Annotated in this window: 11 protein-coding genes; 4 read left to right on the forward strand and 7 right to left on the reverse strand. The window is 57.4% G+C overall.

Annotation, left to right across the window (positions count from 1 at the left end):
- Nucleotides 1–33 precede the first annotated feature (33 nt).
- Nucleotides 34–1,584: a class I adenylate-forming enzyme family protein gene (locus ACR0AA_RS13520; RefSeq protein ID WP_480664590.1), complete on the reverse strand. Its 1,551-nt coding sequence runs from the start codon at nucleotides 1,582–1,584 to the stop codon at nucleotides 34–36.
- Between the two features lie 110 nt (nucleotides 1,585–1,694).
- A complete protein-coding gene (locus tag ACR0AA_RS13525; RefSeq protein WP_480664591.1) occupies nucleotides 1,695–2,192 on the reverse strand; it encodes a flavin reductase family protein in 498 nt (165 codons plus the stop codon).
- 186 nt (nucleotides 2,193–2,378) lie between these two features.
- Here ACR0AA_RS13525 and ACR0AA_RS13530 point away from each other — a divergent pair, with 186 nt between their 5' ends.
- A complete protein-coding gene (locus tag ACR0AA_RS13530) occupies nucleotides 2,379–3,818 on the forward strand; it encodes a coniferyl aldehyde dehydrogenase (RefSeq protein ID WP_480664592.1) in 1,440 nt (479 codons plus the stop codon).
- A 100-nt stretch (nucleotides 3,819–3,918) separates the two neighbouring features.
- Here the strand turns inward: ACR0AA_RS13530 and ACR0AA_RS13535 are convergent, their stop codons facing one another.
- The 5 genes from ACR0AA_RS13535 to ACR0AA_RS13555 form a co-directional block, all read right to left on the reverse strand.
- Nucleotides 3,919–4,620 (reverse strand): ABC transporter ATP-binding protein, encoded by a 702-nt coding sequence (locus ACR0AA_RS13535; protein ID WP_480664593.1) that lies wholly within the window; start codon nucleotides 4,618–4,620, stop codon nucleotides 3,919–3,921.
- Entirely contained in the window at nucleotides 4,620–5,384 is a 765-nt protein-coding gene (locus tag ACR0AA_RS13540; RefSeq protein ID WP_480756229.1) for an ABC transporter ATP-binding protein, read from the reverse strand. The genes ACR0AA_RS13535 and ACR0AA_RS13540 overlap by 1 nt, the downstream gene beginning before the upstream one ends.
- Complete coding sequence (locus ACR0AA_RS13545) at nucleotides 5,381–6,667, reverse strand: branched-chain amino acid ABC transporter permease (protein ID WP_480664595.1); 1,287 nt, start codon at nucleotides 6,665–6,667, stop codon at nucleotides 5,381–5,383. The genes ACR0AA_RS13540 and ACR0AA_RS13545 overlap by 4 nt, the downstream gene beginning before the upstream one ends.
- Nucleotides 6,664–7,620: a branched-chain amino acid ABC transporter permease gene (locus tag ACR0AA_RS13550; RefSeq protein WP_480756230.1), complete on the reverse strand. Its 957-nt coding sequence runs from the start codon at nucleotides 7,618–7,620 to the stop codon at nucleotides 6,664–6,666. Before ACR0AA_RS13550 ends, ACR0AA_RS13545 begins: the two co-directional genes overlap by 4 nt.
- 80 nt (nucleotides 7,621–7,700) lie before the next feature.
- Nucleotides 7,701–8,945: a branched-chain amino acid ABC transporter substrate-binding protein gene (locus ACR0AA_RS13555; RefSeq protein ID WP_480756231.1), complete on the reverse strand. Its 1,245-nt coding sequence runs from the start codon at nucleotides 8,943–8,945 to the stop codon at nucleotides 7,701–7,703.
- A 378-nt stretch (nucleotides 8,946–9,323) separates the two neighbouring features.
- On the opposite strand from ACR0AA_RS13555, the gene ACR0AA_RS13560 reads away from it, so the two are divergent.
- From ACR0AA_RS13560 to ACR0AA_RS13570, 3 genes are read left to right on the forward strand one after another with little or no spacing between them, the layout of a single operon-like run.
- A complete protein-coding gene (locus ACR0AA_RS13560) occupies nucleotides 9,324–10,157 on the forward strand; it encodes an FAD binding domain-containing protein (protein ID WP_480664598.1) in 834 nt (277 codons plus the stop codon).
- A complete protein-coding gene (locus ACR0AA_RS13565) occupies nucleotides 10,150–12,900 on the forward strand; it encodes a molybdopterin-dependent oxidoreductase (RefSeq protein WP_480756232.1) in 2,751 nt (916 codons plus the stop codon). The genes ACR0AA_RS13560 and ACR0AA_RS13565 overlap by 8 nt, the downstream gene beginning before the upstream one ends.
- Nucleotides 12,890–14,383: a 6-hydroxynicotinate reductase gene (locus tag ACR0AA_RS13570; protein WP_480664600.1), complete on the forward strand. Its 1,494-nt coding sequence runs from the start codon at nucleotides 12,890–12,892 to the stop codon at nucleotides 14,381–14,383. Before ACR0AA_RS13565 ends, ACR0AA_RS13570 begins: the two co-directional genes overlap by 11 nt.
- Nucleotides 14,384–14,387: the final 4 nt, after the last annotated feature.

The following is a 14,387-nucleotide window of genomic DNA, read 5'->3' on the forward strand; positions in this document are numbered from 1 at the left end:
CAGCGCACACAGGCACCCGGTCAGGGAGTTTTCTCAGGCAGCGCCGCTGTGGCTGGCGCGACTGCAGATGTCGATGATCTCACGCTTTTGAATTTTTCCAGTCGGCCCTTTGGGCAGCGCGTCCCAGATTTCGATTTCCTTCGGAATTTTGAAGTTGGCGATTTTGCCGCGACAGTATTCGCGCAATTCTGCCCCGCTGACAGGCGCATCGGAATTCAGGGTCACAACGGCATGTATCCGATCCCCCCATTTCGGATCGGGCAAACCGAACACGCTCACCTCGTCGACCGCTTCATGCTCGGCCAGGCAGTTTTCGACCTCAACCGGGAACACGTTGTACCCGCCAGACTTAATGCGGAATTTGGCCCGGTCTTTTAGGTGAACATAGCCCTCAGCATCAATCACAGCGATATCCCCGGTACGCAACCAACCATCGCGCACGGTTTCCGAGTATTCCACCGCTTGGTTCCAATACCCGGGTATCACATAGGGTGAGTGGATCAGTAGTTCACCCGCCACTCCGCTGGGCAGGTCATTGCCTTGCTCATCCACAACACGGACGTCCACGTAGTACAGGGGCCGACCTGCGCTCTCCAGACAGTTGTGCCCTTCTTTCAATGCGCGCTCGTGATCTGTTGCCGTCAACATCATCCCCATTCCCATCAGTTCGGTCGTCCCGAACATCTGCAGGAACTTGCACCCAAACGCCTTGAGCGCCTCGCGCACCGTGGCCGGCGGAATCGGGGCCGAGCCATAGCCGAGTTGCCGGATCGACGAACAATTGTATTGTGTGATCAGTCCCGATGACAAAAGATCGTTCAGCATAGTCGGCACCAGTACGCAGATCGTGGCCTGTTCCCGGTCGATCAGTTTCAGGGCCGTCTCGGCATTCCACTCGCCGATAATGGCGCATTTGGTGCCGTGGAACATGTTGCGCAGCAGGTGAATGATCGGAACGCCCGAGGCTGGCATCGCGTGCAACCAGACATCGTCCGGACCCGCACCTTCGGCCAGGGCGATTACGCCCATCGACTCGATCATCAACGCGTGGGGATAGATCGCGCCCTTTGGCAAACCGGTTGAACCGGTCGTGTAACAGATCATCAGTTGCTCATGCGGTGTATGAGCGAAACGTCCGCGATCAGCGGCCGCTGCGATCAGTGTTTCATAGTCCCGCTCCAGTTCATGCTGCGAACCGACACCCACAAGTGCAGGCTGGCGGTCACTGAACTTCAAGGCGTCCTGAGCGATCGCGACCTTCGAGTCCTGAACGAACAGCACATCCAAACCCGCATCGTCTATCAGCGCTCCGATCTCTCGCGGTGCCAGGCGATAGTTCAAACCCACTCGGATCGCGCCTGCCTTGGCGCAGGCTCCGATGGTTTCAGCCACTTCGATGCAGTCGGGCAGGATGACCCCAACCCGATCTCCTTTGCGGACACCCAAAGAACGCAACGCATGCGCCAGCGCATCAGTGCGCTTGCCAAGGGCACGCCAGCTGCGTCGGCGATCCAGTTCTACATATGCATCCCGATCCCCAAAACGGTCTGCGTTTCGGTCAATCAGCTGGCCGAGTGTCGCCATTTCTATCTCCTCCCGGGCATCATCACACCACGTCCGTGAAATGTCGCCCAAATGTTATTTGGTCGTGAAACCTGTCTGTTCACGGCGAGTGCGTCGCCACAAATCCAGTGTCAGCTCTCAAGCGGGGTGAGTTTGTGGAACCCTTTGCGCCCGTATATCAGCGCCGATTTTTCGGGGTTCAGGTGAACCTTTTTCACCAAGCCAAAGAACACCGCATGTGTCTTTGTGTTGGCCCAGTTGTCGACCACGCATTCAAAAGACACAACGGCCTCTTGCAACACGGGCAGACCAAAATCGCCTTGGATCCAGGTTCCCGCCGCCTGAAACTGTTTTTCCTTGTCCATTTTCGATGAAAAGGCACCGACAACGTCAGTCATGTCATCGGGCACAAGGTTCACGGCGAATTTCCGGCTGTCCATGACAACACCATAGGTTCGGGCGGTTCGGTTGATACAGACCAGCAACGCGGGCGGATCTGCGGTCAGCGAACACACCGCCGTTGCCGCCATACCGGCGCGCGCGCCTTCGAAACTGGACGTGATGATTGTGGTTGAGGCCGCAAGTAACTGCATGCCGGTCTTGAACCTGTCTTCGGTGGTCAGGGTCATTCTGCGCTCTTGCTTATTAGTGAACGATCACTTACCTTTCATATTGCCGGGCAGATGTCAACGTGAACTTGGCGGCCCGGCAATAAAGAACCAAAAGCCCTGCCCTTGCGACCAAGGGTTCAAAACAGGCACACAGATCAACAGGAAGGCGGTTGCACACCGCAGGACAACCGCAGGAGACGCACAGTGAATCAACATAGCCCCAACACAGTCGAGGGCCTTTCAACTCTTCTGGAAACGCAAAAGTCCCACCGGGCAGATCATGGCACACCGAATGCGGCTGAACGCAAGGAACGTATCACGCGCCTAATCGATTTGGTTTTGGATAACCGCGACGCCATGGTGGATACGATTTCGGCCGATTTCGGCAATCGGTCGAAACACGAGACGATCACGGCAGATATAGTTGGAACGGTAAAACAGCTGAAATTCGCACGGGACAATCTCGATCGCTGGATGCGCCCCGAGAAGGCCAAGATCGAGTTTCCCCTTGGGCTGCTGGGCGCGCGTGGTCACATTCAGTACCAGCCGCTGGGCGTAATCGGCATCGTCAGCCCCTGGAACTTTCCAATCTATCTGGCCATTGGCCCGATGGGCGAAGCCTTTGCTGCAGGCAACTCGGTCATGCTGAAGCCATCCGAATTCACGCCCCGCACGTCCGGCCTGCTGAAATCACTGATCGAAATGAATTTTGCCCCGCATGAAGCCGTTGTTGCAACCGGCGGCGTCGATGTCGCACAAGCATTCACCGTCCTGCCGTTCGATCATCTGCTTTTCACCGGAGCCAGCACAATCGGGCCTCAAGTGTTGCGAGCAGCGGCTGAACACATGGTCCCGACGACACTGGAACTGGGCGGCAAGAACCCAGCCATCATCGCCCCAAGCGCAGATATGGACCTGTCAGTTGCCCGCATCGCGGCTGGCAAGGTTTTCAATGCAGGTCAGGTCTGTCTTGCGCCAGACTACGTTTTGGTCCCGCGCGCAAAGATGGAAGACTTTGCAACCGCGCTGGCGACAAAGATCGCCGAAGCCTACCCGACCCTGTCCGGTAACCCGGATGTCACCCATATCGTGACCGACCGCCAGTTTGACCGCCTCAAGAACCTTGTCGCGCAGGCGCGCTCGGCCGGTGCGCGCATCACGCAGGTCAATCCCGCGAACGAGGATTTCTCGGCCACTAACGAGAAAATCTTACCGCCGACTCTGATCATCGACGCCGACCCTGACCTGGACGTCATGCAGGACGAGATTTTTGGGCCAATACTGCCAATCCTGCCCTATGACTCGCTGGATCAGGCCATAGCATTCGCGAATGCGCGCCCGCGCCCGCTTGCGGCCTATGTTTTCGCCAAGGATGCGAACGAGCAGCAAAAGGTGATGGAGAGCACAATTTCCGGCGGCGCGTGCGTCAATGACACCATCATGCACTCGACCCAAAACACTCTGCCATTTGGCGGCGTCGGAAACAGTGGCATGGGTGCATACCATGGCCACCACGGATTCAAACGGTTCAGCCATGCAAAGGCCGTTTACAAACAGATCAACATGGACGGCGTCTTCAAAGCCGTACGCCCACCCTATGGTGAGAAGTTCTTCAAGACGATGGCGCCGTTCCTGAAGAAGTAATTGGCCTCATAAAAAGGGAACTCCAAGTTTTGGAGCTCCCTTTACCCACTTCTGCCTGTCTCTACGCCAGTAACGCCGATTGACGCACAATAGAGTGGCCTCAGACCTCCAGCCATTCCTTGCGGATATCGTCATTTTCGCGCAGCGCTTGCGGAGTTCCTTCGTAGACCATGTGCCCATGCCCCATCACATAGACGCGGTTGGTCACCCTCAATGCGATGGTCAGCTTTTGCTCGACCAGCAGGATTGAAACGCCTCGCTCGGCGATCTGCAGCAGCAAATCCCCCACCTGCTCGACAATCTTCGGCGCCAGCCCTTCGGTCGGCTCGTCGATCATGATGAAGTCGGGATCACCCATCAACGCGCGGCATATGGTCAGCATTTGCTTCTCACCGCCTGACATGACCGAGGCATCCACATCCGCACGGTTGCGCAGGTTTGGGAACAACTCGAACATATCCTCCATGCACCAACGTCCGTCGCCATCTTTTTGGCCAGGCTTCAGCCCAAGCATCAGGTTCTGCCGCGTTGTGAGGCCAGGAAAGATATCCCGGTTCTCGGGCACATAGCCGATCCCGGCCTTTGCGATCTCAAAGCTTTTGCGGCCCGCGATCTCTTTGCCGCGGAACTGGATCGACCCGTGCGGCGCAACCTCGCCCATGATCGCCTTGCAGGTAGTGGAACGCCCCACACCGTTGCGACCCAAAAGCGAGACAATCTCGCCCTCACCCACCTTAAGATTCACACCCTGCAGAATGTGGCTTTTGCCGTAATAGGCGTGCAAGTCTTTGACGAGAAGCATCACACTGCCTCCTCTTCCAAACTCGCGCCCAAGTAAGCTTCTTTCACCTTTGCCGAGGATCGAACAACGTCCGGCGTGTTGGATTCGATTACTTCGCCGTAGACCAGAACCGAAATCTTGTCGGCCAGATCGAATATCACGCCCATATCATGCTCTACGATCAACAGAGTTTTGTCCTCGGTTACCTTGCGGATCAGATCGACGATCAGATCAGTTTCCGAATAGCTCATCCCGGCGCAGGGTTCGTCCAGCAGGATGATGTCAGCGCCCCCGGCAATCGTGATCCCGATCTCTAGCGCGCGCTGTTCCGCATAGGCCAGAGTACCCGCCAGTTCATTCCGGCGTTGGCTCAGATTGATCTGGGCCAGGATTTCGTCAGCCTTTTCCGTTACATCCTGTTGCCGCCAAACCATGTGCCAGAAGGAATACCGATACCCCATGGTCCACAACAGACCACAGCGAATGTTTTCGAATACGGTCATGTTGGGAAAAATGTTGGTGATCTGGAAAGACCGACTGAGGCCCCTGCGATTGATCTCGAAAGGTTTCATGCCAGTCACTTCCTCGCCATGCAGGAAAATCCCGCCCGACGTCGGCGCAAACCGACCGGTGATCAGATTGAACAGGGTCGATTTCCCGGCCCCGTTCGGACCAATGACGGCGTGGCGTTCGCCCTTAGCGATTTGCAAGTTCACCCCCTGGATAATCTTGGCAAGACCAAAGCTTTTCTCAAGTTTTCTCAGCTCGATGGCGGGCGCATTCATGCCTGACCCTCCGCGTGATTTGCATTATCCCAAGCGGCCCGAATTTCTGGCAACACGCGAGACACGAGGAAAAGGGATATCGCGGCGATGACTACGGCCATGCCGATGGCATGATAGCCGCTGCTGTCAAAGGCGATTCCGTAAAGCTCCATCTCATGATCGCCGCCGTAACCGTGGCGCTTATGAAACAGGATCTCCAGTGTGGCCGCCAGCGACAGAACACTAGTAATGGAGGGGATTGCCACCTTAAGATACGGCTTGATCAGCAGGTGCAGCTTACCCAGTGAAAACGGGCGGCGGTGCATTGCGATCAGCCCGGCGAACCCTGATGGGAAGAACATCACACAAGCGACAAACAAGATGCCCAGATACAGCGCCCAAAGCTCGGTATGCAGGCCAAGGACGGTTTGCAGCAACGTGAACACCACCGCTCCGATGATCGGCCCTACAAAGAACCCGGCCCCACCGATGAATGTAATCAGCAGTATTGATCCCGAAGTCGCAAGGTTCAGATTCTCTTCCGTCAGGATTTCAAAGTTGATCGCAAACAACGACCCGGCGACGCCAGCGAAGAACCCTGAGGCGCAGAAGGAAATCCAACGAACGTTGCGTTGCGAATAGCCCAGAAACTCTGCTCGTTCCTCGTTGTCACGCACCGCGTTGGCGATCCGCCCGATTGGCGTGCGCGAGAACAGATACATCAGCAAAGTCGCTACAAGCAGCCAGAAGATGGTCAGGTAGTAAACCTCTTGCTGAGTAAGGAATTCATACCCGAATACAGGCGGACCCATGGTGCGGTCGCCCGAGATACCCTCTTCACCACCAAAGAACACGACGATTATCACCGAGCAGGCGGCGATAAGTTCTCCAACGCCCAAAGAGATCATGGCGAAAACCGTACCCGCCCGGCGGGTCGAGAAGCTGCCGATCAGGAATGCAAAAACCAGACCGAACAAACCGCCGACAATCGGCAAAAGGGGCAAGGGAAGCCACAATCCGCCCTCGACCATGTTCATGACGTGCATGGCAAAGAATCCACCCAGCCCCATATAGACCGCGTGGCCAAAGGACAGCATACCGCCCTGCCCCAGCAGCATATTATAGCTGAGCGCGAACACGATGGTGATCGCCATCTGGTTCATGATCGTCAGCGCCGAGCTGGTTTGGAACACCAGCGGCAGGCACAGCAGAAACAAGGCAGCAAAGGCCCAGGGTATCGCATTCGACAACGAAACCAGCCGCGCCGTACCTGCTGTCAGGGGAGTCTTACTTGCGATACTCATGATTCACGGTTCCCCATAAGACCCTGCGGTCGCAGGACGAGCACGATGATCATCAGAAGATACGGCAGGATCGGACCCAGTTGAGGCAGCGTCAGCGTCCACAGGTCCTGCAGAGGATGATCCCAGATCATTTCCGGCTTGGTAAAACCGATGGCGGTCAACACCTGTTCGGCAGTGATGTCATAGGCGGTGGCAAAGGTTTGCATCCACCCGATGATCAGAGATGCGACCAAAGCACCCCAAAGCGACCCCAGGCCACCGATCACGATGGTGACGAAAACGATGGAGCCAAGTTGCACGGCCATTCCGGGAAAAACACCTAGAACAGGACCGGCGATCACGCCCGCCAGACCGGCCATCGCGGTGCCGACGCCAAAGACGCACATAAACACCAGCGGCACGTTGTGGCCCAGGTTTTGCACGGTTTCGGGATAGCTGAGCGCGGCCTGGATGGTCATGCCGATCCGGGTCTTGGTCAGGATGTACAGCAACGTCAGGAAGATCCCCATCGCCACGGCAATCATGAACACCTTGTAGGCAGGAAAGGCATTTCCGGCGATGGCGAAGGCCGCGAAATCTAGTGCTTCGGGCTCAGAGAATGGAAGTTGGCTTTTTCCCCAAAAGAACTGAACCGTTTCTTCGATCAGCAGGGCCAGACCGAATGTAAAGATCAGTTCCGGCACATGTCCGTATTTGTGGACACGTCTTAACCCGTACCGTTCGACCACGGCCCCTATAACTCCGACGATAAGTGGCGCGATCAGCAGGCCGGCCCAGAACCCGGTCACAAGACTGATCTGATAGGCGAAATAGGCACCCAGCATATAAAAACTGGCATGGGCAAAATTCAGAACGCCCATCATGGAAAAGATCAGTGTCAGACCGCTGCACAGCATGAACAGCAACAATCCGGTCACAAACCCATCCAACACGTTCACGAGGAACAGCGCCATTGCTTGTCTCCCTGCATTGATTGAGTGGTAGCCTGCTGGCCCGCCCGGATTTCAGGCGGACCACCAGAGTGGTTAGGGGTTTATGGGCGCTTCATCTCGCAAGTGGTGGCCGAGTCATTGGACGCCAATTCAACAACCGTCTCTGCAACCATACCACGGCCAGATTTGTCATATTCGAACGCGGCCTCTGGCGTCTGGCCCTGCACTGTCACGGTCTGGATAGTTTGGTGATCGCTTTCACGCATCACGGTCTTGCCGGTGACGATACTGTCGTACTCCATCCCCTCAAGAGCGTAGGCAATGGCCTTGATGTCAGTGGCGTTGCCAACCTCGTTGATCGCAGCTGCCAACATTGGCGCGACATTGGCCATTTGCGGCTGCCCAAAGTCCAGATCAGGGAAGCTCTCGTAGAATGCAGCGACAAACTCCTGCGCTTCGGGCGTTGCTGGCGGGTTCACTTGCCCGGCACCGACCAGCTTGACGATGCCGTCGCCTTCTTCACCGAAGGCCGCCGTGATGCCCGAGGTCGCGCCGTAGTAGGTGTAGATCGGCTTGTTAAAGCCGGCCCCCATGACCGCCTTGCCCAGACCGACCATGTCTCCGCCCCAGTTGCCGGTGATCACGGCATCCGCGCCAGAGCCGACGATCTTGCGCGCGTAGGGCGTGAAATCCTTTACCTTGCCGATCGGGTGCAGCTCATTCCCCACGATTTCGATATCCGGGCGCTTTTCCTTGAGGAAACGCTGCGCAGCCGCGGCGACGGCCTTACCAAAGGAATAGTCCTGGCCAATTACATAGACCTTCTTGATATCCGGGTTGGCCGAAATGTCATCGGTCAGCGCGTCCATCTTGATATCGGCATTGGCGTCGAAGCGGAAATGCCAGAACTGGCACTTGTCATTGGTCAACGCCGGATCAACGGCCGAGTGATTGAGGAAGATGACCGGGTCATCCGGGTTGCGGCGATTGTGTTTGGCAACGGCCTCGGTCAACGCATTGGCAACACCGGACGACGCGCCTTGCGCAATGATGCGGATCCCCTGATCCATGGCGACTTGCAGCTGAATCAGCGATTCCTTTGCACTGATCTTGTTGTCGAAGGGCACCATCTCAAACTCTGCCTGCCCATCCAGAAGCGCGCCGGGTTCGTTAACCAGTTCTTTGACGCTGTGACGATAGATCGCCAAGCCCTGCGTTCCAGTTGTGGCAAACGGCCCAGACAGCGGATCGATGAATGCGATTCGCACTTTCTCCTGTGCTGCTGCGGCGCCCGCAGTCAAACCAGCGGCAAGTGCGGTCGCCATCATCAAATTGAACTTATTCATTTCTTCCTCCCTGTTGACAGCAGGCGGTAGGTTTCAGCCTGTCCAAAGATCCACACATAGGTGAGTGATCGATCACTATATTCATTTCTACTTGTTAGTGTGTCAACGAATTACTGATGAATTTTAAAACTTCTGATCCGTCGGGGGCTGGTTTCGAAAAAGCGCTGAAAATTAACTCATTCCTATGAGGTCGCAGTCGCCAAATCCTATTTTGCCTCTGAAAACAAAAAGAAAAAACAAACTGAACAGCATTCAAGCCACAGACTGAATCCACCACAACCATCACTCAAAAACCGCACAAACAAATCGTTGACATTTTTTTTCATCACGTAATATCATTAGTGTACTAACGAGAAAATTCTCATCAGGACAGACACTTTGCGGTATCTCTCACCCTGCACGCTCGACGACGCGTTTAAATTGTTGGCCACCCAAGACCTGACGGTTGTCGCTGGCGGAACTGATTTCTTTCCGTCTCGGCAGCGTCATGAACTGCACACTGACATATTGGACGTGACTCGGATCGCTGGTCTTTCAGGTGTCACCCTTACGAAAAACCGCTGGAAAATCGGAGCCGCGACAAACTGGACCGATATCGTCCGGGCCGACCTGCCAGCTGCGTTTCGGGGGCTGCAAATGGCGGCACGGGAAGTCGGCAGCCTGCAAATCCAAAACAGCGGCACGATTGCAGGAAACCTGTGCAACGCGTCGCCCGCAGCTGATGGGGTACCCCCGCTTCTTACATTGGAAGCCAGCGTTGAACTTGGGTCAACCCACGGCCTTAGAGAAGTGCCGCTGTCAGAGTTCATCACGGGTGTGCGTCAGACAGCACGGACCAGCGACGAGATCGTAACAGCCGTCTATCTACCCCATCCTCCCAGCGGGGCCGTCGGGCATTTCGAAAAACTCGGCGCGCGGCGGTACCTGGTCATCTCGATCACAATGACATCGGCAGTCATCGGTCTCGATGAAAACCGCCGGATCAACTACGCACGGATCGCGGTGGGTGCTGCATCGGCCGTAGCGCAGCGGCTGGAAAATCTCGAAGCTGACCTGATCGGCAAATCCCCTGACGCCGTCGAAATTTCGCCAGATCACCTGGCGCCGCTCAGCCCGATCGATGACGTCCGCGGAGACGCCGGATACCGCTTGGATGCCGTGGCGGAGCAATGCGTCCGCGCAATAAGGGAGGCGGGCCAAAGCCATGGATAAGCGCGCAGACGAAGTCACAACCGAATTCACTCTGAACGGAACCCCGGCCAGCGCCGCGCCGCGCGTAGGCGAACGCCTGTCTGAAATGCTACGAGAGCGGTTGGCGGCCCGGGACGTCAAGATCGGCTGCAATGCGGGCGATTGTGGGGCCTGCACGGTGCTCGTTGACGGCGATCCGGTCTGCGCATGCCTAGTGCCCGCGCAGCAGGTTGCCGGACGGGTGGTAGAGACGGTTGCCGGACTGACACAAGCAGATCAGATCGCGGCCCGTCTGGCAGAAAGTTTTCAGAACCACGGGGCAGCGCAGTGTGGCATCTGCACGCCCGGCATGATGACCGCAGCGGTTGCGTTGCTGCGTGAGACACCAGAACCAAACACCGAACAGGTTCAGGATGCCCTTGGCGGCGTTCTGTGTCGCTGCACCGGCTATCGCAAGATCATCGACGCTGTCGTCGCCGCTGGCACAGTTCATCAACACGGTACGATAACCGGGCATGCGGGCGATGCCATCCGACGCGTTGACGGGCCGGACAAGGTTACGGGTGCCGAACTGTTCGGTGATGACGTGGCTCCGGCTGGCACGCTGGAAATTCTCGTGATCCGCTCACCGTATCATCGGGCAGGGTTCACTTTTGGCAATCTAAAGGCGTGGGTCAGCGCCACCCCGGGAATTGAACTGGTTCTGACGGCCGCCGACATTCCCGGCCGAAACGTGTTCGGCGTTATCCCCGATTTCGCGGACCAACCCGTGTTTGCTGAAACCGAAGCCCGATTCCGCGGCGAGGCGGTGGCCGCAATTGTCGGATCGCCCGAGGTTCTCGCGACCTTCGATCCCTCCAGTTTCCCTGTAACCTGGGAGGAACGGCCCGCCGTACTGGAATCCCTCGAAGCCATGACACCCGAGGCGGCGCAACTGCATCAGGATCGCGATGAAAATGTCATGTGCGGAGGGTTTGTAAAATGCGGCGACCCTGAAGGGGCGCTGGCCGACGCGGATGTCGTTGTCGAAGGTCGTTTTCGTTCCGGTTTTGTCGAACATGGATACATCGAACCCGAAGCCGGTTTCGCTGAAATCGTAAATGGCCGGGTTGAGGTACATGCCTGCACGCAGGCACCGGTGATGGATCTGGATGCACTTGAGATCATTCTGGGCATGCCCCGTGATCAGATCCGGATTGTACCAACCGGTGTTGGCGGCGGTTTCGGCTCCAAACTGGATATCTCAGTACAACCCTATCTGGCGCTCGCAGCGCTCAGAACCGGCAAGCCGGTGCGGTTGACCTATTCGCGGACCGAGTCGATGCAATCCACCACAAAACGCCACCCCTCTGATCTGCGGGTCAGGATCGGCGCGGCCAGGGACGGTCGGATCAGCGGTATGACCTTCGATGGACTATTCAATACGGGCGCTTACGCCAGCTGGGGTCCGACCGTGGCCAACCGAGTGCCGGTTCATGCCTCGGGTCCGTACAAAATCACCGACTACCGAGCGGAAGCCAAAGGCATCCACACGCATTGCCCGCCGTCCGGAGCTTTCCGCGGCTTCGGGGTTCCTCAGTCGGCCATCGCTCAGGAAAGCCTGTTTGATGAGCTTGCGGACAAGCTTGGCATCGATCCGCTCGATTTCCGCATCCACAATGCGCTGGATAACGGTGTGCCGACAGTCTGCGGGCAGGTCTTCGATCAGGGCGTTGGAATTCGCGCCTGCCTTGAGGCGCTGCGCCCATCATGGGCCAGCGAAAACGCGGCGGCCACGGCATTCAACGCGGAAAACGACACGCTCAAGCGCGGTGTCGGGTTGGCGGCCGGGTGGTATGGGTGCGGCAACACCTCGTTGCCGAACCCCTCGACCATCAAATCCGGCGTTCGGTCGGACGGCACTTTGGTCCTTCACCAAGGGGCAATGGATATCGGCCAAGGCGCAAACACGGTCATCACTCAGATTTTTGCTACGGCGGTCGGCGTTCCGGTGTCGCAGATTGAACTGATTGGTGCTGACACGGATGTTACACCCGACGCGGGCAAAACCTCGGCTTCGCGCCAAACCTATGTCTCAGGCAGTGCCGCGCGTCTTTCGGGCGAGGCACTGCGCGCACAGATCCTGTCGCGCGTCAATGCCGGTCCCGAGGCGGTGATTTCGCTGAACGCAGGCACAATAGGTGTGGACGACAAAGGTCAGAAGCACTCCATCGACCTGACCGCTCTGGCACCCGATGCCGAAGGTTACGTCCTGCGCGCCGAGGAAACCTATGATCCGCCCACAAAACCGCTGGACAAAAACGGTCAGGGGGTCCCCTACGCTCAGTTCGGCTATGCCGCGCATCTGGCGGTGGTCGAAGTGGATATGAAGCTTGGGACGGTGAAGCCCATCAAATTCGTGGCGGCACATGACGTCGGTAAGGCGATCAATCCGATGCTGGTCGAAGGTCAGGTTCAGGGCGGGATTGCCCAAGGCTTGGGTATGGCGCTAATGGAGGAATACCTTCCGGGGCGCACTGAGAACCTGCACGACTACCTGATCCCGACCATCGGTGACATCCCTCCGATCGAAACCCTCATCATCGAAGAAGAGGATGCCCACGGCCCCTATGGTGCCAAAGGTTTGGGTGAGCACGTTCTGATCCCGACCGCACCGGCCCTTTTCAACGCAATCAAACGCGCCTGTGGCGTTCGGCTGACCCAGGGTCCGGCCACGCCCGCAAAACTGCGCGCAGCAATCAAGGAACTTACAGATGGCAACTGAGCGCACGACACCGGAGAAAATCCGCTGCGACGCCTGCCCGGTGATGTGTTACATCGCAGATGGCAAGGCCGGGGCTTGCGACCGCTATGCCAACCTCGGCGGTGATCTGGTCCGACTGGATGCGCTTACCATCATCGAAAGCGCGGAAGACACGCGTCTTGTTCCATTCCTGAAAGATGGCAAAGACCCCGAAGACTGGGACGGCGACATCGTGCAGGGCAAGAGGCCCTTTGTGACCGCCGTTGGCGCGGGCACCACCTATCCCGATTACAAACCAGCGCCGTTTATCGTCAGTCAGGACGTGAAGGGCGTTGATATGGTCACCGTCGTGACCGAGGGGATTTTCTCGTATTGCGGTGTCAAAGTGAAGATCGACACGGACCGCCATATCGGCCATGAGCGCGACGTTGTTCGTGTGGATGGGGAACCGGTCGGGCATGTGATGACTTCGGAATATGGCTCGAAAATGTTGTCTCTGGGTGGGGTGGAACACCTGACCGGCGGCACCAAGAAAGAAGGCCGTATCACCTGTGACGCCTTGCTGCGCCTGTGCAATCGCGAAGCCGTAGAGATGGTGATTGGTGACGAAGGGCATGAGACAACTGTCGTCGTGCAAGCGGGCAAGGCCCCCATCATCAACGGGGTCGAGGAAAAGCTGATGCGCGTGGGCTGCGGCTCGGCCACCATTGGCATGTTCGCCAAGCAATGGGTCGATCATGTGGACGACGTCGTGGTCGTCGATGACCACATCACCGGCGTATTGTCCGAGCACCAGGCTGGCAAAATGCTGGATGTCAAACCTACGGGGATCAAAATTAATGGGCGGCGATCAACACCGGGCCGCTATTTTCAAGTGGCTGAACCCGGCACCGGTTGGGGCGGCACCGACATTGAAGACCCTTTGAAAATCCTTGGCGATTTCAACCCGAAATTCGCCCGTGAAGGCATGAGTCTTCTCATGGTTTCCACCACCGGTGAACAATATGGCTATTTCGAGTTGGACGCGGACCTGAAACCGCACTCGGCCGTGGTTCCACCCGCACTCAAAGCCTCTGCTGAATTGATCGCCGAGAATTGCGAACCGTCGGTTTGCTCGGTTCTGTTCATGGGCGGCGCGGGCGGCAGCCTGCGGGCCGGTGTCACGGAAAACCCAGTGCGGCTAACGAAATCCGTCAAGGACTCGCTGACCTTTGTGTCCTGTGGCGGGGCTGAAGCGTATGTCTGGCCGGGCGGCGGCATCACCGTGATGGTGGATGTCATGGACATGCCCACCGGGTCGTTCGGATACGTTCCCACCCCGGCGCTGGTCGCCCCCATCGAGTTCACGATGCGCGTCAGTGACTACAGCACGTTGGGCGGGCACATGAACGAAATCAAGCCGGTCTCGGAAGTCGTCTCGGATGAAACCCGCAAGGTGGACCAGTTCGAAAACCAGCCTGATCCGATGTCATCGACCAATTACCGCTGGGCGAAAGGAGCTTAACCGT

The organism is Ruegeria sp. CE8, assembly GCF_056537465.1.